This window comes from Enorma shizhengliae (assembly GCF_009676995.1).
Lineage (GTDB): Bacteria > Actinomycetota > Coriobacteriia > Coriobacteriales > Coriobacteriaceae > Enorma > Enorma massiliensis.
Genome location: NZ_VTFZ01000002.1, coordinates 247,490 through 269,284 on the forward strand (window position 1 = coordinate 247,490; position 21,795 = coordinate 269,284).

The following is a 21,795-nucleotide window of genomic DNA, read 5'->3' on the forward strand; positions in this document are numbered from 1 at the left end:
GCGCACTTCCAATCGTCAGGGCGGCGTACCGCCATCGATAGAGTTGTCGCGGGTTCCGGAGTGCCTCAGCATAACGATTGGTTCTGTTCCACGAGCAGAGGCAAGTGGAACCTGGACGTGTCTAGGATACCACCGGAGGAGCACTGTCTACCCGGTAAGCCGAGGGGCGGTAGCTATTGTTTCGTAGGCGTGCGGTTGGCTGAAATATGCCTCGATGCTTGCGGTCTCCTAACCTTGCCACGGGCTCGGTGTGGTACCATGGCGGCGTTTGTGACCTGCTGGGGCGCCGCGCGCCCGTGCGAAGATTGGAAGGCCCGAGCTATGGTGTATCCCCCGGTGTTCGTGTTCGACTGCGACGGCACCCTGCTCGACTCTATGGGCATGTGGCTAAGCTGCCAGCCCAAGCTGCTTGCATCGTACGGCGTCGAAACCACGCCCGATGATTTTGCCCGGTTTGAGCATCTGTCATTCGAGGATGAGTGCGCGGCATATCACGAGACCTGGGGCGTTGGGAATTCCGGCAAAGAGGTGCTCGACCGTTTTAACGACATGCTTGAGCAGGAGTATTCTCAGAACATCGTGGTTCTTCCCGGCGTGGTGGACTTTCTCGAATCGGCATCGGAGGCGGGCATCGCTCTTGCCATTGCCACTTCGACGCCGGCTCATCTGGTTCGTCTGGGGCTTTCTGCCAACGGGCTTGATCGGTTTTTCCCCGAGGTAACAACCACCGGTGAGGCGGGTCGCTCGAAGGAGCACCCCGATGTGTACGATCTTGCCCTGCGTCGCGCCTGCGAGCGCTGCAACCTTGCCGACGTGAGCCGCTCCGATGTCTGGGTGTTCGAGGATGCGCCCTTCGGTTTGCGCAGCGCGGGCCGTGCGGGCTACAACACGGTAGGCATCTTTGACCCCGCTGGGCGCGGCACGCGTGAAGAGGTGTTCTCCCTTGCGGATATCGCAATTGATTCATTCAAGGAGCTTTCGCTGAAACGCATTGCGGAATACCCGGTTTCCTCTCATGTGGGTGGCAGCCTCTCCCTTGATGCGGAAGGGCGCTCATGACGCACCGTGTCCTGCTCGTGGGAGGATCTCCCGAACCCTCTTCTGGCGATACTCTGCGGTGTGCGGCGAAAGATTGCTCTGCCGTCATTGCAATCGACCGCGGGCTTGATGCCCTGCTTGCAGCGGGTATAAGGTGCGATCTTTTCTGCGGAGACGCTGATTCGGTGAGCCCTGCCGGCGCCGAGCTCGTTCGAGCTGCCGAGGGCGCCGTTGAGTCGGATGCCTCCCAAGCTCCCGTTGATGTAGCGGGGGAGCACCTTGCCCACAGCTTCGATGTGGTGCGCTACGACCCCCATAAAGACGATACCGATCTGGGGTTGGCCCTCGCCGAGGTTGCCCGCCGCTGGCCCGATGCCAACCTGCGGTGTACATGCATGTCGGGTGGCGCGCCCGATCATGCCCTCGCAGTGCTCGGCCGCCTCGCTGCATATAGTGGGTACGTTGAAGTCTGGGAAGATTCGTTTGTGCAGCATATCCTCAAGGCGGGGGATTGCTGGGAACTTGCCGGCCATCTCGATGAGCGATTCACGTTCATCCCCCTTTCAGTGGAGGCGGTCGTCTCCGAGCGGGGTATGCGCTGGAACCTCGATCACAAGCGCGTCGCGCTCCTTTCTGATCTTGGAGTTTCCAACGTGATCGACTCAGACGACGCTGCCATTAAGTGCCACGAGGGCGTCATTGCCGCCTGGGCCTTCAAAGGCTACTTCGCTGGTGCTTGATCAGCCGGCTTTCCGGTTTAGTGACCCCCTCTCGCCAGCCCCGCTAACCAAATTTGCGCTAAACCGGTTATTCATCATGGATTTTGTCGGTGCGTTTCTCTAGCACGCCTGGTATAAGGCTTGCCGTAACCCGCTCTGCCAGCACGGTTGAGAATAGACACCCCTAAATGCAAGGAAGAAGGACCGATTTAGCGCAAATTTGGATATGAAACCAGCGCCGTTTCCGTCCATCTGAATGCTTATTCAAAACAACGCAAATAACAATCGCTTAACGCACGAATTATGCAATCCTTACCCAACAGAAATCGTTCTTGGGGGGGCAAGCGCAGCGATGCCCCCCGCCCCTGCACGCGGCGAGCGCAGCGATGCCGCCCAATAACGCCGCGGCCCCATCCGCTGAGATTCCAGCCGTAAACGCAGGAAGCCCCGCTTCCCTCTGAGCGATTCCGCAGGAACACGGCAAAGCCGTGTTCCGAGGACCAGCGAAGAGGGAAGCGGGGCTTCCGTTGGGAGCTTACGCCTTACTGGTAATCGAACACATCAACCCAGCTCATCAGGAACTCCTCGTTAACCTTGCGCTTGCGCGCGAGCTCGGAGGCGGCGATGACGGGCAGCCACTGACGCACGATCTGCTTGGCCATGTCGGCGCGCTCGCAGTACGTATCGAGGTAAGCCTCCGCCTGCTCCTTGCTCGTCAGCGAGAAGAGCAGATAGGTCATGGCGACGTCTGCCGCGGGAGCGCCCTGGGTAGCATGCGCCCAGTCGCACACCGAGAGCGTGCCGTCTTCGCTCACGATCACATTCGAGGGGTTGAAATCGCCGTGGCACACCGCGGTGCCCTTCTTGAGGCCATCGAGGCGCTCGAGAAGGTTGTAGCGCGTGGTCGCATTGATCGCCTCGAGCGAGTTAATCATGCGGGCGTACTTGTCACCCTGGCGGTTGAGGAGGGGAGACGTGTACCCGTGAATCTCGATCTGCAGATCGACGAACTGCTCAAGGTACTCGCCAAAACGCTGGGGCTCGGCCTCGATCTTCTCGGCGAGGGTGACGCCGGGAACCTTGGTGGTGATGAGCGCCCAGCCGGCTTCATCGCCTTCGAGCTTGGTGACCTCGAGTGCCTTCGGCGAGCGGATTCCGCATTCGTTAATGCGGGCGAGGTTCAGCGCCTCGTTGAACACGTCGGAGACGGGCTTGGTCTCGTTGAACACCTTGGCGATCTTATCGCCCAGGTCGTAAACGACCTTGTTGCCGCGACGGACAAGCTCAGTCTTGGTCTCAGGGAGAATCATTACGCAACCGTCCTTTCACTAGGGTGAACCTGACTTAATGGTACCCAGATACGAAACGCGCCGCTCGCTTTGACGGCGAACGGCGCGTAACGTTAGGTGAACGAAGATGCGTTCAGGAAGCGATCAGTGCTTACGCCTCGTAGGACTGCGGCTCACGGCCGTAGTAAGCGTCGAGGTAGAGCTCCTTGATCTCGCTGATGAGCGGGTAGCGCGGGTTGGCGCCGGTGCACTGGTCGTTGAAGGCCTGCTCGCTCATCTCGTCGAGGGTCTCGAGGAAGTACTTCTCGTCCACGCCGTACTCGGCAATGGTCTTCTTGATGCCGATGGTATCCATGAGGTCCTCAAGCTTCTGGATGAAGTTCTCGAACACCTCGCGGTCGTCCTTGCCGGTGCAGCCGCAGTAACGGCCGAGGTCGGCGTAGTCGGCGAGCGCGTGCGGATACTGATACTGCGAGAAGGTGCCCATCTTGACCGGCTTCTCGGCGGCGTTGTAGCGCATCACGCGAGTGAGGATGACGGCGTTGGCCAGGCCGTGGGGCAGGTGATGGAAGGCACCGAGCTTGTGGGCCATGGAGTGGTTCACGCCAAGGAAGGCGTTCGCGAAGGCCATGCCGGCGAGGCAGGAGGCATTGTGCATCTCCTCGCGAGCGTGCGGGTCGGCAGCACCCTTCTCGTAGGCCGCGGGCAGGTTCTCGAACACGAGCTTGGCAGCGCGCATGGAGAGGCCCTTGGTGTAGTCGGAGGACATGATGGAGACGAAGGACTCGATGGCGTGGGTCATGACGTCGATGCCCGAAGCGCAGGTGAGGCCCTTGGGCGCGGTCATGGCGTTGTCAACGTCAACGATGGCCATGTTCGGCAGCAGCGCGTAGTCGGCGATCGGCCACTTGATGCCGGTCTCGGCGTCGGTGATGATGGCGAACGGGGTCACCTCGGAGCCGGTACCAGAGGAGGTCGGCACGGCCACGAAGTAGGCCTTCTTGCCCATCTCGGGGAAGGTGTAGACGCGCTTGCGGATGTCCATGAAGTCCATGGCCATATCCTCGAAGTTCGCCTCGGGGTGCTCGTACATGAGCCACATGATCTTGCCGGCGTCCATCGCGGAGCCGCCGCCCACGGCGATGATCAGGTCGGGCTCGAACAGGCGCATGCGCTCAACGCCGCGCTCGGCATCCTGCAGACGCGGGTCGGGCTGGATGTCGTAGAACGCGTCGTGCGCGACACCCATCTCGTCGAGCTTGGCCTCGATGGCCTTGCAGTTGCCGTTCTTGTACAGGAACTGGTCGGTGACGATGAAGGCGCGCTTCTTGCCCATGACGCGGCCGAGCTCGTCGAGCGCGACGGGCGTGCAGCCCTTCTTGAAGTAGACCTTCTCGGGAGCGCGGAACCACAGCATGTTCTCGCGGCGCTCCGCCACGGACTTGATGTTCAGCAAGTGCTTCACCCCTACGTTCTCGGACACGGAGTTGCCACCCCAGGAGCCGCAGCCCAGCGTGAGCGACGGCGCCATGGCGAAGTTGTACAGGTCACCGATGCCGCCCTGGCTGGAAGGCGTGTTGATCACGATACGGCAGGCCTTCATGGTCTCCTGGAAGAGCGCGATCTTCTCCTTCTCGGCGGGGTGCACGTAGAGCGAGGCGGTGTGGCCCGGGCCACCGGCGAGCACGAGGTGCTCGGCCTTGTCCACGGCCTCCTGGAAGTTCTTCGCGTGGTACATGGCGAGAACGGGGGAGAGCTTCTCGTGGCTGAACTCCTCCTTGGCCGGGTCGGTAGAGGTGACCTCGGCGATGAGGATCTTGGTCTTGGCGGGAACCTCGATGCCGGCGAGCTCGGCGATCTTGGCGGCAGGCATGCCCGGGATGCGGTGATCGAGGGCGCCGTTCTTGAACATGGCCTCGCGCAGGGCCTCGAGCTCCTTGCCCTTCTTCACGAAGTAGCAGCCACGACGCTGGAACTCGGCCTTCACCTGGTCGTAGACAGAGTCGAGTGCGGTCACGGACTGCTCGGACGCGCAGATCATGCCGTTGTCGAAGGTCTTGGAGTGAATGATGGAGTTCACGGCGTTCAGGATGTCGGCGGTCTCGTCGATCACGACGGGGGTGTTGCCGGCGCCCACGCCCAGGGCGGGCTTGCCCGAGGAGTAGGCGGACTTGACCATGCCGGGGCCACCGGTGGCGAGGATGATGTCGACCTCGCTCATGAGCTTGTTGGTGAGCTCGAGCGTCGGCTTGTCGATCCAGCCGATGATGCCCTCGGGGGCACCGGCCTTGACAGCGGCCTCAAGCACAAGTTTGGCGGCGGCGATGGTGCACTGGGCAGCCGCCGGGTGCGGGGAGATGATAATGGCGTTGCGGGTCTTCAGGCAGATGAGGCACTTGAAGATCGCGGTGGAGGTGGGGTTGGTGGTGGGGATTACCGCGCCGACGATGCCGATGGGCTCGGCCACCTTGGTGATGCCGTAGGCTTCGTCGTGCTCGATGACGCCGCAGGTCTTGGTGTTCTTGTAGGCGTTGTAGATGTACTCGGCGGCATAGTGGTTCTTGATGACCTTGTCCTCGAGCACACCGCGGCCGGTCTCCTCGACCGCGAGCTTGGCGAGCGGGATGCGCGCCTTGTTGGCGGCCATGGCCGCCTGGTAGAAGATCTCGTCAACCTGCTCTTGCGTGTAGGTTGCAAAGACCTTCTGGGCCTCGCGCACCTGCGCGAGCTTGGCCTCGAAAGCCTCGACCGAGTCGACGACCTCAGGGGCTGCCGTAACCGTTGGCTTTTTCACCATGTGTCTCTCCTTGTGACTGGTGACTTACCCTACATCCGCAATTCTAGCAAGATATAGCTCGGTAAACGGCAGAATTCTTGTCTTCGGCAAATTAAAGCGCTTCAATTGAATTCAGCGCGTTGCTTGTTTCATGCACATTCCCCCTTAACCGCCGACGTGGATCGAGTTTGCAAGGCAGCGTTTTGTATCTGGGGCTCGTTTGATCGACGTGCCGGGGCTTGATACATCGACTTTCAACTTTTGGGCACTTGCAGGACGTATCTCAAAGTATCAAGGGGTTAGCTCTCGCGAAAAGCCCAGGTAGGAGGCTTGCTCTGAGTGCCCATACTTTGCCCGGGCCATCTAAAGTGCCCAAAAGTTGAAACCTTGTCCTATGGCGGCGGTGCGGCCTCGATTCGAGGGGATTTTGGCGGCGCGGCCCCTGCATCGGTTTTCCCGACTTCTCCTCTGCGGAGTGTAGCGCAGGTTCAGATTGGAGGGGCGCGGTGCTGTAAAGCAGAAACGGTGCCCATCTTAGCTCGCAGCTAATGAAATCGCCTCTGCGATTCCTCAGAATATGCCATGCGGTTTGGCAGCGTTTTGTAGCTGCGTAATTGATTTGGAGGAAAGCATGAAAAAGGGCAAGGGAAAGATAATCCTAATCATCATCGTGGTGGTGGTCGCGATTGCGGCATTCGGGTCTGCTGGAAACGGTAACTCCAAGGATGGGGAAGCGCAGCCTGAGGCTCAGCAAACTACGCAAGAGAATTCGGCCGAAGAGCAGGCCCCGGAGCCCGATGTGCCGGCCGACTACGTTTCGGCGCTCAATCAGGCGCAGACGTACAGCGATTCTATGCACATGTCAAAGCAGGGAATCTATGACCAGCTCATTTCTGAATACGGTGGGCAGTTTGAACCTGAGGCAGCGCAATACGCCGTCGATAATGTTGAGGCGGACTGGAATGCGAACGCCCTTGCTAAAGCTGAGGACTACAGTGAAACCATGCACATGTCGAAGCAGGGTATTTACGATCAACTGACGTCTGAGTACGGAGAGCAATTCACTTCCGAGGAGGCCCAATACGCCGTCGACAACATTCAGGCAGACTGGAATGCGAACGCGTTGGCCAAGGCTCGGGAGTATCAGGAGACGATGAGCATGTCCTCCGAGGCGATTCGTGACCAACTTACCTCCGAATATGGTGAAAAGTTTACGCAAGAAGAAGCGGATTACGCTATCGCGAATCTCTAATCGAGTGGTGAAAGACGGCTATATGGACCACGGTAAGCGCCCGCTTACCCTACACCCGCGGACGGAGGATCGTGGGCGCGACCGGGTGCGTGAGACGCGTGCCCGGTCGCGCGCTCAGAAACGGGCGAGAAGGGGTATGGTAGGGCAGGAAGAGATGGAGCGGTCGCGGCGAGGGGCGAAGTCGATGGCGTGGAAGATGAATGCGGGAGTTTCGGAGGCGGGCGCTTCGCAGGGTAGCGCGTATCAGGGTGCGGGCACGCATGCGAGCGGCTCCGCAGTCACGCCTGCGGAAGAGCCCCTCACTGACGAGCTGCTTCATGAGCTGCTTAACGCTTCGAGCCCCGTTGAGTTTACCGAGGCATATAACATCGGCCATCGAACGCTTTCCGAGTACCTGAACCAGCTGCTTGCCGAGAAGGGCCTTCGCCGCGCGGATGTGGTGCGCGAGGCTGGTATCAATGAGACCTTCGGCTATCAGATCTTCAAGGGGCAGCGCAACCCCACGCGCGATAAGGTGCTGCAGCTCGCCTTCGCGCTCGGGTGCGATTTGGTCGAGACCAACCGGCTGCTCAAGGCGGCCGGCGCAAACGAGCTCTACTGCAAGGACCGGCGTGACGCCATCATCCTCTTTTGCATCGACCGTGGTATGGGCCTTACCCGTACCGATGAAGAGCTTTACCGCTTCGGCGAGGAGACGCTCGTAAGCTAGGGAGATGCCGGCTGTTTGACGTACGTTTTGACGCCGAAGCCATCCGCCCGATTGCGATTTCAGCTTTTGGGCACTTTCTGACGCGGCGGGCGGGTACGGGCGAAAGAGGGTGAGAAAAAGGCGCAGCTCAGGCGACCGGCGTTCTCCCGGATACGGCATGGCTACTCGGGCCCTTTGCTCCAGAGTGCCCAAAAGCTGAAATTCCGATCGCTCTTGACGATGGAATCAGCGCCTCCATAGATATTCGAGCGCCATTTCCTTTGGTACGATGGACCCATGAACAAACCGCACGACATTCCAACTGGCAGCGACTCTCGGCCCGAATCGGGGCGCGCGGCTGAGCGCGACGAACTGGGCGCTTACCTCGCCGCTGTTGCGCGCGAAGACTGCTATCGCGTGGTGCGTCCGCTGGGCGCGGCAGCGCGAATGGGCGCAGATCCCTCCGTCGCTGGTCAGGCGGGAACCATCACGGAGCTCGTGCAGTTCGAAGGGGCGAACGGGGCGACGCTCGGCCCCTTCGTGCGCAAGCGCATCGATCTTTCCCTCGGTGTGGGCACGGCGTATCAGGAGCTCTACGAAGCCCAGTGCTCCGGTGCGCGGTTTGCCCACGTGCCCAGAATCGTTGAATGCTATAAAACGGGTAGAGAGCTCGTCGTGGTGTCCGAGTTCATACCGGGCGAGACCCTCGACGCCTTCGTAAACGAGGCGGGCCCCTCGCTCGAGCTTTCGCTGAGCGTGGTTCCTGCGGTGTGTGCGGCTGTGGCGGAGCTCCATAAGGCCTTTGATCCCCCTGTCGTCCATCGAGACCTCAAGCCGGCGAACATCATCGTGTCTGAGGGTCCTTCAGGGCTTTCCGCGACGCTCATCGACTTCGGCATCGCACGGCGGTATCGCGAGGGGGCAGCTGCGGATACCGTTCGGTTTGGCACGCGATCGTATGCTCCGCCTGAGCAGTATGGCTTTGGGCAGACGAGCGTGCGGAGCGACATCTATGCGCTCGGCATGATCGCCTTCTTCTGCATTACGGGCGAAGAGGCCCACGGGCAGCCGAGTGCGGAGTCTTTGGCGCATGCAGGCGTGACGGGGCCGTATGCCGATGCGATTCTGCAGGCAACGTCGTTCGATCCGGGACGTCGCTTTGCGAGCGCCGAGGCATTCTGCACCGCGTTCGCCCGGTGCGGCGCGCGGGGAGGGCAGGCCGTTTCTGGTGAGCACATAGTTTTCAGCGAGCGCACGGCACACAACGATCTCGCCGCGTTTGATGAGGCAGGCGCGGCGATGAGCGGTGTTGGGGAGAGCCGCGCCAACCCGGCAGCGAGCGGTGCTGCGGGCGAGAGCCGAACGGCCCCAGCAGCGAGCAGCTTCGCGGGCGGCAACCGCACGGCCCCGGAAGCGAGCAGCTTCGCGGGCGGCAACCACACAGCCCCGAACACGGGCTCGCTTGCTTCATCTCAAGCATCATCGCCACGGCAACGGCTTCGGGCGACCGCGGACCTTGCGAAACGCATGCGAGCGTTCGCGCGACGCATGCATACGGTCGCGATGGGGCATGCGTGGAATATCCTGCTCGCGCTCGTCGCGCTGCTTTTCATCGCCATCGCTACTCAGCAGGTGGGTGGACCCATCAACGGGCAGATGTATCCCTTCTGGTATGCAGCGTACATCACCTATGGTCTTTGCCTGCCGATCGTGCTCGGCATTCTGTACCTCATGGTCGACCGTAGGAGCCTTGCCTGCGTGGCGCCGCGCCTTGCCGCCCGCCCGCGCCGGCGAGATGCTCGGAATTTTTGCATCTACCTTGTTTTTGCTTTTGCAGTCGGTGTGATCGCGAGCCTATTTGCCTAATTGACATTACCGACGAAACGTCAATCCAAGCAATTTGTTGTGCGCACGATAGCACTTTGCGAATTTCGTTGGGAGGAAACCGCGAGGCTGGAGTTTGGCCAGCGCGCCGACCTTGCCGATATCAGGCGCATCGGCACCCCGCGCGCTTTTCAAGAGCGCGGGGTGCTCCCCGGAGATCGACGTGATGCCCCGGTGCTGCGGAGCGAGCCCTTCATGTTCAACATCGACGATTTCGAGTTCCGCACGCGAGAGGTCGTGTGCGGGCATTGCGCTAACCATTGCGAGATTGTGTGCGTGTATCGCGACCAGGATCTTATCGATTCCTGGGGCAACCGCTGCGATCGCGGTGCCATTCGCCCGAAGCCCAAGTCCGCGGTGGCGTAGCCGGGCGAGATTCGAGTGCCAGGTGCGTTCTCGGGCGGGATCTGGACAGATTTGGGTCTCTGAGCGTCCGGATCTCGCCCGTGAACCCTCGCCGTGTCCAAAAGTCGCTCGAGAACCACCGCCGTGTCCAAATCTCGCCCGGCAAGCAGGCTCCGTGCCGTTCATTTTGCACCGCTCATACAGCTTGGCGGTTGCTCAATGGTCACCGGGAGTGCGCCTCAGAGTACAATGTGCGCAAGGCCGGTGACGGGGGCCACGCCGAGCAACCCGTGCGGGTCTTGGCAAGGCTCAGGGCGGATGCATCGGGGGTGCAACTATGTTTTGTCCGAAGTGCGGAGCCGAGAACATGAACGAGGCGCGCTTCTGCGTATCGTGTGGAGCGCCGCTCCCTCAGGTGCCGCAACAGGTGGGCCAGCCCCAACCGGTGCAGTGGCCGCAGCAAGATCAATCTCAGTCGGCCGACGACCGTTTGCATCCAGGCCAACCTCACCAGGCACCTGCGCCTGCGTATGCACAGCCAGCTTCGCAAACGCGCGCTGTGGTGCCAGGCACTGCGGCCCGCGCGCGTAGGAAGAGCAACATCCCATTAATCGTCGCGGGCGTTGCCGCTATCGTGGTGATCGCCGTGGCCGCGGCGCTCATCATCCCGCGCCTGTTCGGCAGTGGCGAGCCGAGCTACCAGGAGACCGCTACCAACACGTCGCTCACGTACGGCGCGACGGCGAGCGCGGACGGTTACGATTATTTCTACAGTTCGACCCTTATGGCGATCTGCCGTGCCAAACCCGGTGGCTCGGACGTCGAGAAAGTCCTCTTGGTTCCCACGACGAACGAGAACGGCTACGAGATGCCAGAGTTCTATGTGATGAACATCGCGGTCACGGGAGATGATGTCTTCTACTGCATTATGCGTAGCGAGATGCAGGCCTCGAGCTCGTATTACGAGGTCAGGAGCGTCAAAGCGGACGGCTCGGACGACCATAGCGTGTATCGCGCGCAGCCCGATAGCGAGACGAACCGCTGGATCAACGGGCTCTACGCCTATGATGGTCGCGCGTACTTCGGTGTCGTTTCCACCAGCTTCGAATACGATGCATCGACGATCAACATCATGTCGACCGATGCTGCTGGTGAAGACGAGCAGACCGTCTGCAGCCTCGATGACTGGTCGGGCGGGACGCCGCTCATCACCCCGGATCATATCTTCTACACCGAGTATAGCTATGGCTCATCTGCCAGCGATTCGCATTCTTCGGTCTACGTGCGAAGCATCGACGGGAGCAGCGCAAAGCAGTTATATGAGGAGGACGGTGCGACCATCTCTTCGCTCGCCATAAATGGCAACAAGCTGTACTGCATGGATTATGTGAACGGCGGGGAAATGCGTCGACTGCTGTCGATCGATATCGAGACGGGCGATTGCGAGGTGCTGTACCGCACCGATTCGAATGAGAACGCCGATTTGCTCACGCTGTACGATGGCGCGGCGTATCTCATGCGGTACGAGCGGGGGACGTACGATGCCTCGACATGGGACCTCGTGCGCGTTTCGCTTGCTTCGGGCGAAACCGAGACGGTGCGTACGAATCTCGATTACTACAACCCCAGGATGGCGGCGATGAACGGTCATCTACTCTTGCTCGAGAACGGTCAGGATATCTCGAGCATGGGTGTGCGCGTGGGGGTCGTGGACCCCGATGATGGCTCGGTGATCGAGGAGTACGTGTCGTAGAGGCGCGTGCACTGCCGGGCGGCTTTCGGGCACCGCAGGGGTTTCGGGCGATATTCGGACGCTGGGTACGTTCTCGGGTGAGATCTGTACGCCGGGTCCGTTCCGGGGCAGCATTCGGACACCGCAGGGGTTCTCGGGCGACATTCGGACAAGGGGACGTTCTCGGGCGACTTTTGGACGTCCGGGACGTTGTCGGGCAATATCTGGACAGATTTGGGCCTCCGAGCGTCCGGATCTCGCCCGAGAACCCTTGTGGTGTCCGAATCTCGCCCGAGAACAAGGCGGGTGTCCGAAAGCCGCCCGGCAATGCCGTCGGCCCGGAGCACCCGCCCTCAATCATCGCTGCGATATGCGGTCACGTTATGCTATGCGGTCACGTTATGATATACGGTTACGCTATGCTATGCGGCTACATTAAATTCGGTTCATCTCCGAACCGACCTTGTTGTACCAATCCTGCCAGGTAGGCGGGCAGTAACGCTTGGCTGCGGCAACGGTAAGGGTCGTGCCGTACATGTTCTTAAGGTAGCGCACGTGCGCGGTGATGCCCTCTTCCCAGCTGCCGAAGGAGCGGAAACCGCCGCCAGAAGCGGTCCAGCCCCACGCATTGTGGGAGTTGGCGCAGTAGGTGCCCTTGCTGCTCTCGATGCAGGAGATGGCGGGCGACCAACGCGGGTCTACGCCGTAGTCCCAAGCGGCGGCTGCAAACGTGGCGCCATAGCCGGCAAGCGGTGACCCGGCAAGATAGGCATCGATGCGCCCGGTCCACTCAGCGATGAACTCTTCCCTCGACATAGTCCAGTCAACACCGGGGGTGACCACGACGTTGGCTTCCTGACCGCTCTCGGTGGCGTTGCTATACGGGTTCTCTCCGCTCACACCGGTTCCCTCGCCGGGATTCGTGTCCGCGGCGACAGCCGCGAGCTCGGCTGCGGTCTCGGCTTCAGCTTGCGCCTGCGCCTGCTGGCGCTCCTGCTGCGCGGCCGCAAGCGCGTCGGCGGCCTTCTGCTTCTCTTCCTCGAGCTGCTTCTTCTGCTCTTCAAGCTCGGTACGCTTCTGCTCGAGTTCGGCCTGCACGTCGTTGAGCTCTTCGATCGTCTGGCTATTGGAGTCTTGGATCTGACTCATGTAGGTGCTTGAGGTGATGAAGTCGCTCAGGCTGCTCGAGCCGACCATGACGCCCACCAGCGGGTTGGATCCCTGCTGGTACTTGTACATCTCGCGCATGGCGTCGCTTGCTGCCTGCTGCTTCTCGGGAATCTCCTGCTCAAGTTGCTCGATGGCGGCGGTGTTCTCGTCAATCTGAGCCTGCAGGGTCTCGAGCTTGGCAATCGCGTCGTTGTAAGCCGACATGGAGTCGTCGACCTTCTGGTTCGCCGAATCGAGTTCCGCCTGCGTCTCCTCGGAAACCGCGAAAGCAATGGTGGGGGAGAGCACGGGCGCCGCAGTGAGAGCGACGGCGAGCACAGCGCAGGTGATAGCGCGGGCGGGCCGGTTGGCGATCACGCGGACGATCGAACGATGTGTATCACGCATATATGTCCTCGACATTCTGCTTGCCTGAAACGCAGAGCCGATTATAGTATGCGATTTCTTATTAATAACCCCTCTCTCAATCCTTAAGGTTCAAGTTGAAGGTTTAACATAAGCCTTCACCTGCACGTTTGGTGATTCGTTAAGAAACGATGGAGTTTCAACCTCACCTTTAAGGTTAAGGTTTTGAAGGTTGTTCGAGACGATTTGGAACGAAACAGCGACAGTAGATGCCTTGCTCGCCCAGGGGGTAACGGCGACGCTTGGCCGTCGGGCGTGTCCAAAATAGGGGGTGGCGACGCGTAGCCGCCGGTCGTGCATGTGCCCAAGAAGGGGCGACAGCACCTAGTAGGAGGCACCCGGCATTCCCATGGAAGTGAGCGGCGGTGACGCGCGGGCGTCTGGTCTTAGGGAGACGTTGACTGCATTACCGGGGCGATCGTGATTTCAACTTTTGGGCACTTTAAGGCGGTGTGCCCGAGTAGCCACGCCGTGCCCGGGAGAGCAACGGCCGTCTGAGCTGCGCTTTTTCTTATCGCTCGCTCGCCTGTACCCGCCCGACGCGTCAGGAAGTGCCCAAAAGTTGAAACCTCGCTTGATCGGATGGCCCCGACGCCCAATAATCAGCGCCTCCCTAGCCAAGGAGCGCCAGCGACACCGTACAGGTGGGTTAAGCAAAAGGCGCAGCTACCAAAAGCCACAGCTACCAAAAAGCCGTTATTTAATTCGTGGCAGAGAGGAACTTCTTGCGCGTGAAGAAGTTGTACCAGGTAACGCAGAAGGTGGCGATGACCTTCATGGCCTGATAGGCGATGTTCAAGATGGTGACGCCGGCGAACATGAGCACGTCGGTGAGGCCGAGCCCGATGCAAGACAGGATGGCGAAGATCGTGAACTCGCGTTTACGGCTCATGTCGTCGCGATGCTCGAAGACGTACTTCATGCTTAAGGCATAGTTAAGCGAAACGGATACAAGGAAGGAAACCGTGGTGCTGACGAGGTAGTCGATACCAAAGCCTTCGGTCAAGATGACGAGCAGCAGCCAGTCGACCACGAAGGAGAAAATCCCCACCGCAGCGAACTTCATGAATTGCTGTGTCGAAGTCTTGTTGAGCGCGTCGCGCACGTAATCACTCCAAATCGCAGAGGCACACCGCATGGAACGGCGCGTCGTTTCCGACTGCATACTATAGTGATTTATCAACAATTTGTAAGCTCAGGCGAACGATTTTATTAAGAACGCACGGAAGCGACGCGAAATCTGCGCAATTGACCTGCCGCGTGCAATGCGATCATGACTCTTCTCCCTCGAGAAAGATCTTGCGGGTCACGAAATTCCAAACCATGACCACAGCGGTTGCGAAGATCTTCACGAGGCGGTAATCGAAAGAGGCGAGGTCGGTTCCAGCCCAGATGAGCAGGTCGTTGATGCCCAGGCCAATGGCAGAGAGCACAACGAAGATCACGAACTCGCGGGTGCGGCTCATGCCCTCGCGGTGGCTGAACACGTAGCGCATGCTCGCGGCGTAGTTGAAGATCACGGAGATGATGAACGATACTGTTGCCGAGATAACGGGGCCGATGCCGAACACCTCGGTGAGGAACACCATCACGCCGAAATCGATGACGAATGCGATGACGCCCACGACGCCGAATTTCATAATCTGTTCGATGAGCTTGCGCATGGCGCCCTTCTCCAAGGTAAAGCGTGCGTTTGAAGCGGCCGTGCTGGATTCTAGCACGTCTGGCCGGCGGGTGCCCGCGCGCTAGCGCTCTTCGAGGGCGCCGGTGCGATAGGCGTCGAGGAGCAGGCGGAGATCTTGGATCTGATCGCGAATCTCTGCGCCGGTATCCGTGTCGCTCACCATGATGGGCCGCTCCGCGCGGGCGAAGTGGTCGGTCTCGCTCTGGATGTCAGCGTTGCGCTCGATCGCCGCGGCAACGGTGGTAAAGGCCTCGTGCGCCTTGAGCCGCATGCCGCGCGAGCTCGATATGAGCGTATAGCCGGCGATGCCCGTGCGCGGATGATAGGCGCTGCAAAAGCCCCCGTCGATCACCAGCAGCTTGCCTCCGGCGCGTATGGGCTTTTCGCCGCTTTTCGTCTTCACCGGCGTGTGTCCGTTGATGATGTGCCCGTGCTCGGGCTCCACGCCAAATTCGCGCAGAACGGCATCGCACGCCGTTGCCTCGTGCGTGAGGGTGAAGTAGGGGTCCATGGGCTCCGCCCACGTCGTCTGGTCCTCAAGGTAGGAGCGCTCGAAGGTCTTTACATAGCGGCCCGATGCGGGGGAGCGATACCCGATCCACAGGTACCAGAGCCAGTCGAGTGCGGCACGGTCGTGGTCGCGCCAGGCGCGGCGGGCGATGCGATCGCAGAAGTCGAGGTAATCGCGGCCGCTTCTCCAGGTGCCTTCGCAATTCATGCTGGCGAAGGTGCCGTCTTCGTTCATGGGAACGCATCCGTGGAAGAGCAGGTTGCCGTTCCGCACGAGATACATCGACCCATGGCGGAAGAGGAGCTCAACATGGCGGCGGAGGTGATCGGAACCGGTGAACTCCGAAACAAGCTTATCGACGATGCGCTGCTCAGACGCGGTGAGTTCGTACGGGTGATCAGGGTCGAGGGTGGGGAAGTCGCGCGTTACAAGCGGCCACGTGCCATTCTCGAGGCGGACGGTACCCGCCTCAAGGTCGATGTTCTCCAAAAGGAGGCGGCCCTCCATATCGAATTCCGGGTGGCGCTGGATGATTTGTCCCTCCAGCTTGAAGAGCAGCACGTTCACCGCCTTCATGAGCGGCGTGATGCGCTCGCCCGTGCGATAGGTTCGATCGGCGAACGAGACGAGCTCGCGCAGGGAGATGCCGTAATCGTTCTCGAGGATCTCGTAGTTGCCGTAGCGCAGGTTGTTGCGCAGCACCGAGATGACGCACGCCTCCTCGCCCGCGGCCGCTCCCATCCAGAGGATATCGTGGTTGCCCCACTGGATGTCCAGCCGCTGGTGCGTGCAGAGCAGCAGCCGGTCCATGATCTTCGCTGCCCCTCCGCCGCGGTCGAAGATATCGCCCACCAGATGGATGTGATCCACTGCGAGGCGCTTGATGAGCTCTGCGAGCGACGAGATGAAGTCTTCCGTAGAACCGGTCTCGAGAATCGAGTCGATGATGCGCTCGTGGTACCGCACGCGGTAGTTGTTCTCGTCGGGATGCGTGTGCAGGAGCTCGTCGATGATATAGGCGTAATCATGCGGGATGGCCTTGCGTACCTTAGAGCGCGTATAGCGGCTCGAAAGACGGCGCGCCACGGCGATGAGCTCGTCGAGCATGGTCTTGTACCACGTGGGCGAATCGCGGTGGGCATCGTGCGCCAGGGCGATTTTCTCGTGAGGATAGTAGATGAGCGTGCAGAGGTCGGCCTTTTCCTGGTCGGAGAGGTCGTTGCCGAAAATCTCGTCAACGTGCTCGCGCACCACGCCCGAGCAGTTATTGAGGATGTGCATGAACGCCTCGTATTCGCCATGGAGGTCGCTCATGAAGTGCTCGGTGCCCTTGGGCAGGTTAAGGATGGCCTGGAGATTGATGATCTCGGTGAAGACCGCTTGCTGCGTGGGAAAGTGCTCGGATAGAAGCCTCAGGTACTTGGCGTGCCGATCGAAGCGCTCGGATGTGACCATGACTCTCCTTTGCCGTTCAGCTGAGCTGGCCGGGGGCTGTTCGTCCTGACCCATTGTTAACCATATAACGAGGGAAGGCAAACCATGTGTGGTGAAGGTGAGGCGTGATGAAGGTTGGGTGCGCGGCGGGTGTAGGGGCGTGATGAATGTAAAGAATGTTGGAAGAAAAACCGGGGGACCCACAACTTCTTGTTGAAAAAAGCTACACTTACGAATTGATTGTGCCGGGGCGTAAATTTTACCTCGCGCAAAATTGAAAGGTATGTTCGGAAGGCGGATTGATCGTGGCGGATATCGAGGGCAAGGGTACGCGGCCAAGTGCCGATAAACCGACGTTCCGCAACGAGGGTGCTTCCACCCGGGGTGCGCATTTCAAGACGTCGTCGGGCGAGCAGGGCGAAAGCCAGGCGCGGTCTGCCAACAGAAATGCGGCTGCCGGACCGGTAGACTCGCCGCGCGGTGCCACCAAGCCCGTTGAGCCCGCTGCTGCAGGGACGCCCTCCGCCAAGCCCATAAAGCCCGCTGCCGCCGGGCGCTCTGCTGTGGAGCCCGTGAAGCCGGCGGATGGTGAGCCGGCAGGCGGCGAGGAGCTTCGCCGTGTAAAGAAAAAGAAGCACAAAACGCTGAAGTACGTCGGCATCGGCTGCGGGAGCCTGCTTGCGCTCGTTGTCGTCTTCGTGGCCATCTTCGCCGTGTGGTTCGGCATGCTGGGCTCGTCTATGAGCATCAAGGACGATGCCGAAAGGCAGGAGCTTGAAGAGGAGCTCACTCCGGTGAATTCGGCTTCCGACCCCTTCTATGTCCTCATCTTGGGCAGTGATGCCCGCGAAAGCGATTCGGGAAGCCGAAGCGACGTCATCATGCTTGCGCGCGTGGACCCCTCGGTGGGCAGCGTGAGCCTCGTCTCCATTCCGCGCGATACCATGGTCACCATCAACGGGAGAACCCAGAAGATCAACGCCGCGTACGCGCATGGCGGGTCGGCCATGGCGGTGCGAGCCGTCTCTGAGTTCGCCGGCGTGCCCATCTCGCACTTCGTGAGCGTGCACTTCGAGGAGCTCGAAGAGATCGTCGACATGCTCGGCGGCGTGTGGGTGGATGTTCCCGAAAGCTTCTCCGCGGGCAATGGTGGCATGAGCTTCGAGGCGGGGAACCAGCTTCTAAATGGCCAGCAGGCGCTTGCCTACGCCCGCGAGCGCTATCACGTGAGCGGCGGCGATTTCGGCCGCGCCCAGGCCCAGCGCCAGATTGTCGAGGCGGTCATCCGCCAGGTGCTCGCGAGTTCGCCCGTCGAGCTTCCCGGCCTCATCGGCCAGCTCGCCAACTGCATTACCACCGACCTCTCGGTAACCGATATCGTGGGGTACGCCCAGGAGTTCCTCGGCAAAGAGCTCACGGTGTATTCCGCCATCTGCCCGAGCTACACGCTCAACCAGGACGGTGTGAGCTATGTGGCCACGATGTTCAACGAGTGGAAGCGCATGATGCAGCTCGTGGATGCCGGGCTCGATCCTAACGACGCAACGGCCGAGATTCCCTCGGAGCAGGCGGATAACGCCGATCTGGGTGCCGCGAGCAATTCTCCCGCACCGCGCGACTACGAGGATCTTGCCGCGAATGCGATGACGACCGACGACGTTGCTGCCGTCGAATAGGTATAGGAAGGACACGGAAGGGCACAGATGACACTCCTCGAACTCTTAACCCTCTTGCGGAAGCACCTCAAGCTGGTGATCATGCTTCCGATCGTCTGCATGGTGGCCATGGGCCTTGCCAGCGTGCTTATGATGAGCGACACGTACACCGCCACAACCGACATGTACGTGCTCGCCTCGAGCGAGGGGAGCAACTCAAGCTCCGCGCTTTCCAGCGACCTTTCGGCGAGTCAGATGCTCACGAACGACGTCGCCACGCTTCTGCAGAGCGACCGCGTGATGTCGGACGCGGCCGACCAGCTGGGACTCCCGAACCTTCGTGGATACAACATCACGGTAACGAGCGAGAGCACTACGCGCGTGATCACCCTTCAGGTGACGAGCTCCGACGCACAGGGCTCTGCCAACGTCGCAAACGCGCTCGCAGACTGCGTGTCGAACGTGGCGCAGGAAGTCATGAACGTCGAGAGCGTTAACGTGATCGACGAGGCTCCCACGCCGGAGGCGCCGAGTGGCCCTAACCGCATGCTCTATGTTGCCGTTGCCGCCATGGCGGGGCTTTTCGCCGCGGTGGCCATCGTGGTGCTCATGGATGTCATCGACACGCGCGTGCGCAGCGCCGAAGATGTCGAGGAGCTCCTGGAGCTGCCCGTGATCGGGCGCATCCCCGAGATGAAGGGAGGGCGATAAGCCATGCCGCGCAAGAAGAAGTCCTCTTCCGATGCCCTCGTGGTTCAGAACGCCGCGAAAACGCTGCTTGCCAACATTCGCTTCGCCAGCGTCGACCGCCCGGTGAAGTCCATCGTGCTCACGTCGTCCGTGCCCAACGAGGGGAAGACGACCGTGGCCTACAACCTTGCCCAGGCTATCGCCTCGAGTGGCAAGCGTACCCTCATCGTTGAGTGCGACATGCGCCGCCGCTCGCTTGCCGATATGGTTGGCGCGCGTGCACGCCACGGTATCTATGCCGTGCTTTCGGGGCAGGTGGAGCTCGATGAGGCCCTCGTGGCCACATCGCATCGCAACCTGTTCTTTCTCGATAGCGAGCCACATATTCCCAACCCGGCGGACATTCTCTCTTCCCAGCGTTTCCGCAAGCTCGTTGCGCAGATGGAGTCCGACTTCGATTACGTGGTGATCGATACGCCGCCGGTGGGCACGTTTGTAGATGCGGCCATCATCGCAGCGCTCGCCGATGCTACCGCGCTCGTGGTGCGTGAGCGCTTCGTGAAGCGCGCCGAGCTGCAAAACGCCTACGACCAGCTTAAAAAGGCCGATGCGAATGTGATCGGCGTCATCATGAACATGTGTGAGGCCGAGAGCAGCGAGTACTACTACGCGTACTACAACAAGGAGGGCAAGCGCGTTCGCAAGAGCGAGGGGCATGTCTCGGACGGGCCCCAGCTGCCCCAGCAGCGCGGTTCGGTCGTTGAGGTGCGCGACGAGCCGGTCGTTCCCGCCACCCCCGCACGCCAGCAGCGCCCCGCCCAGAAGAAGGTCTCGCCTTCCGAGACGGCGGCGTTTACCGCTGCTGCGGCAGCGTCTGCGCAGGCGGTGAAGCCCGTGGACGTCCATCGCGCGGGGCAAGCTACGAGCAGTCGCTTCTCACGTAAGTAAGTAGCTTTTTGCAAGCATTTGGTTCACAGACACCGGGTGTCTACGATTCATGTTAGGAGGTGCGCAAGATGCGCGACATGCATTGCCATATTCTGCCGGGCGTGGACGATGGCGCTCGCGACCTGAACGAGAGCCTTCGTATGCTCGAGGCTGCCAAGGCGGCAGGCGTTACGAGCATCGTGTGCACCCCGCACTGCCGCGACCCGTACTTTGACTATAACGCCATGTGGGATGCCTTCGAGCTGCTCAAGCGGCATGCAGGGGGCTTCCCAATCACCATGGGCTTCGAGGTTAACCATGCGAAGCTCATGGACCTTGGCATGGAATGGGTTGATCACCTTGCCTTCGACGGCGGGCATGAGTTCCTGCTCGAGCTTTCAACCCGTGCCGACAAGCTCATGTTCAATGAATACGAGCGAACGATCTTTGAGCTCCAGGGTCGTGGCTATACTGTGATCATCGCGCACCCGGAGCGCTATCGTGCGGTGCAGCAGGATATTGATGTTGCCCGCCGTCTGGTGAAGATGGGGTGCAAGCTTCAGGCTTCGGCGGATTTCATCGCCGGTGGAAGGTTGGGCAAGGAGAAAAAGCCGGCGAAGCGCCTGTTCGAGGAAAACCTTTACAGTTTCATTGCAAGCGACGCGCATCGGGAGGAGCATTATGTATATCTTGAGCGCGCCCGTCGCGAGTATTCCGTGAGGGGGGCACACTTTAAAGTGTAGGCTATAGCGTACGCGAGTTTCCTCTTGCGGGCAGGTCGGGTAGCGGCGCGGCATTATGCCGAGAAAAACTGTTGGGGCGACGACCTTTCCGCAACAGGGAACTGTGTAGAACAGAGACCTGTGGGGAACGTGCTGCAGCGCGCGGTACGTTCCAGCCAAGGGGGGAGGCGGTTCTTTGCCCCCATCTGGTTGACATATCTTGTAGGCAGGCAATGGACGCCCGGTGCGCCTTGTTGTGCCCTCAAGGGGATGAATAGCTGTTCGAAGCCAGGTAAACCTGGTGTGGCGAAGCCTTGCCCGCAAAAAGTGTGGAGGGGGTGGCGCTATGCGAACGTATGTCATGCAGGTTGCCACCGGACGGGAGCGCCAGACCGTGCAGCTGCTCGAGCGCGTGCTCGGCGACGCGCCGCGGTCAGAGCTTTTCGTGCCGCGGTATAGGTACCGCAAGAAGATCAAGGGTGCGTGGCAGTTCACCGAGGAGCTGCTTACGCCGGGTTACGTGTATCTCAGGACATCGAAGATCGATATCGACGAGTTGGCGCAGCAGGTGAGGCGAGCGCCCGCATTCGCGCGGGTGCTTGCGCAGGACGGCAAGATCATCTCTTTGAGTGCAGACGAGGAACGGTGGCTCCAGGCGCTTACGGGCGCAGGGGAGGGCCATGTGGTGGAGCCCTCGTACGGCTTCATCGAGGGCGACCAGGTGGTGATCACCGAGGGCCCGCTTGTTGGCTTTGAGGCGCAGATCAAGAAGCTCGACCGCCATAAACGCCTTGCCTACGTAGAGGTGCACCTTATGGGGCGCACCAAGCTCATCAAGGTGGGGGCTGAGATTGTTAGGAAACAGCTGTAATAG

General features: G+C 60.6%; 18 protein-coding genes and 1 pseudogene. 13 read left to right on the forward strand and 6 right to left on the reverse strand.

What is annotated here, in order from left to right:
- Positions 1–321: 321 nt before the first annotated feature.
- Both GJE22_RS03425 and GJE22_RS03430 read left to right on the forward strand, forming a co-directional pair.
- Positions 322–1,059: an HAD family hydrolase gene (locus GJE22_RS03425; protein ID WP_144687865.1), complete on the forward strand. Its 738-nt coding sequence runs from the start codon at positions 322–324 to the stop codon at positions 1,057–1,059.
- The gene (locus GJE22_RS03430; protein WP_144687821.1) at positions 1,056–1,778 is read left to right on the forward strand and encodes a thiamine pyrophosphokinase; all 723 of its coding nucleotides are present in this window, start codon (positions 1,056–1,058) and stop codon (positions 1,776–1,778) included. The genes GJE22_RS03425 and GJE22_RS03430 overlap by 4 nt, the downstream gene beginning before the upstream one ends.
- A 521-nt stretch (positions 1,779–2,299) precedes the next feature.
- Here GJE22_RS03430 and GJE22_RS03435 read toward each other — a convergent pair.
- Positions 2,300–3,067, reverse strand: coding sequence for a phosphotransferase family protein (locus GJE22_RS03435; protein ID WP_022348742.1), 768 nt, complete (start codon positions 3,065–3,067; stop codon positions 2,300–2,302).
- 130 nt (positions 3,068–3,197) lie between these two features.
- Complete coding sequence (adhE, locus tag GJE22_RS03440) at positions 3,198–5,843, reverse strand: bifunctional acetaldehyde-CoA/alcohol dehydrogenase (RefSeq protein WP_144687822.1); 2,646 nt, start codon at positions 5,841–5,843, stop codon at positions 3,198–3,200.
- A gap of 610 nt (positions 5,844–6,453) precedes the next feature.
- On the opposite strand from adhE, the gene GJE22_RS03445 reads away from it, so the two are divergent.
- From GJE22_RS03445 to GJE22_RS03465, 6 genes and pseudogenes are all read left to right on the forward strand, one after another.
- Complete coding sequence (locus GJE22_RS03445) at positions 6,454–7,074, forward strand: Ltp family lipoprotein (RefSeq protein ID WP_144687823.1); 621 nt, start codon at positions 6,454–6,456, stop codon at positions 7,072–7,074.
- A gap of 136 nt (positions 7,075–7,210) precedes the next feature.
- Complete coding sequence (locus tag GJE22_RS03450; protein ID WP_235895767.1) at positions 7,211–7,783, forward strand: helix-turn-helix domain-containing protein; 573 nt, start codon at positions 7,211–7,213, stop codon at positions 7,781–7,783.
- Between the two features lie 276 nt (positions 7,784–8,059).
- Complete coding sequence (locus GJE22_RS03455) at positions 8,060–9,628, forward strand: serine/threonine protein kinase (protein ID WP_144687824.1); 1,569 nt, start codon at positions 8,060–8,062, stop codon at positions 9,626–9,628.
- Positions 9,629–9,667: 39 nt separating this feature from the next.
- Entirely contained in the window at positions 9,668–10,012 is a 345-nt protein-coding gene (locus tag GJE22_RS10035; RefSeq protein WP_235895768.1) for a hypothetical protein, read from the forward strand.
- Between the two features lie 316 nt (positions 10,013–10,328).
- Positions 10,329–10,394, forward strand: a pseudogene (locus tag GJE22_RS10275) (zinc-ribbon domain-containing protein); the annotation flags it as partial.
- Between the two features lie 159 nt (positions 10,395–10,553).
- Positions 10,554–11,744, forward strand: coding sequence for a hypothetical protein (locus GJE22_RS03465; RefSeq protein WP_235896408.1), 1,191 nt, complete (start codon positions 10,554–10,556; stop codon positions 11,742–11,744).
- 414 nt (positions 11,745–12,158) lie between these two features.
- On the opposite strand, the gene GJE22_RS03470 is transcribed toward GJE22_RS03465, so the two are convergent.
- From GJE22_RS03470 to GJE22_RS03485, 4 genes are all read right to left on the reverse strand, one after another.
- Positions 12,159–13,280 (reverse strand): coiled-coil domain-containing protein, encoded by a 1,122-nt coding sequence (locus GJE22_RS03470; protein ID WP_154324079.1) that lies wholly within the window; start codon positions 13,278–13,280, stop codon positions 12,159–12,161.
- 718 nt (positions 13,281–13,998) lie between these two features.
- Complete coding sequence (locus tag GJE22_RS03475) at positions 13,999–14,403, reverse strand: GtrA family protein (RefSeq protein WP_019128479.1); 405 nt, start codon at positions 14,401–14,403, stop codon at positions 13,999–14,001.
- Between the two features lie 166 nt (positions 14,404–14,569).
- Positions 14,570–14,962, reverse strand: coding sequence for a GtrA family protein (locus tag GJE22_RS03480; RefSeq protein ID WP_144687826.1), 393 nt, complete (start codon positions 14,960–14,962; stop codon positions 14,570–14,572).
- A gap of 81 nt (positions 14,963–15,043) precedes the next feature.
- Positions 15,044–16,948, reverse strand: a complete 1,905-nt coding sequence (locus GJE22_RS03485; RefSeq protein WP_144687827.1) for a fructose-1,6-bisphosphatase — start codon at positions 16,946–16,948, stop codon at positions 15,044–15,046.
- A gap of 284 nt (positions 16,949–17,232) precedes the next feature.
- Between GJE22_RS03485 and GJE22_RS03490 the strand changes: the two genes are divergently transcribed.
- The 5 genes from GJE22_RS03490 to loaP all read left to right on the forward strand — a co-directional run bounded on the left by GJE22_RS03490 (position 17,233) and on the right by loaP (position 21,792).
- Positions 17,233–18,603 (forward strand): LCP family protein, encoded by a 1,371-nt coding sequence (locus GJE22_RS03490; RefSeq protein WP_235895770.1) that lies wholly within the window; start codon positions 17,233–17,235, stop codon positions 18,601–18,603.
- A gap of 27 nt (positions 18,604–18,630) precedes the next feature.
- Positions 18,631–19,293 carry a YveK family protein gene (locus tag GJE22_RS03495; RefSeq protein WP_144687828.1) on the forward strand — a complete coding sequence of 221 codons (663 nt, stop codon included), beginning with the start codon at positions 18,631–18,633 and terminating at the stop codon, positions 19,291–19,293.
- A 3-nt stretch (positions 19,294–19,296) separates the two neighbouring features.
- Complete coding sequence (locus tag GJE22_RS03500) at positions 19,297–20,220, forward strand: CpsD/CapB family tyrosine-protein kinase (protein WP_144687829.1); 924 nt, start codon at positions 19,297–19,299, stop codon at positions 20,218–20,220.
- Between the two features lie 68 nt (positions 20,221–20,288).
- The gene (locus GJE22_RS03505) at positions 20,289–20,942 is read left to right on the forward strand and encodes a tyrosine-protein phosphatase (RefSeq protein WP_144687830.1); all 654 of its coding nucleotides are present in this window, start codon (positions 20,289–20,291) and stop codon (positions 20,940–20,942) included.
- Between the two features lie 325 nt (positions 20,943–21,267).
- Positions 21,268–21,792, forward strand: a complete 525-nt coding sequence (gene loaP / locus GJE22_RS03510) for an antiterminator LoaP (protein WP_235895771.1) — start codon at positions 21,268–21,270, stop codon at positions 21,790–21,792.
- Positions 21,793–21,795: the final 3 nt, after the last annotated feature.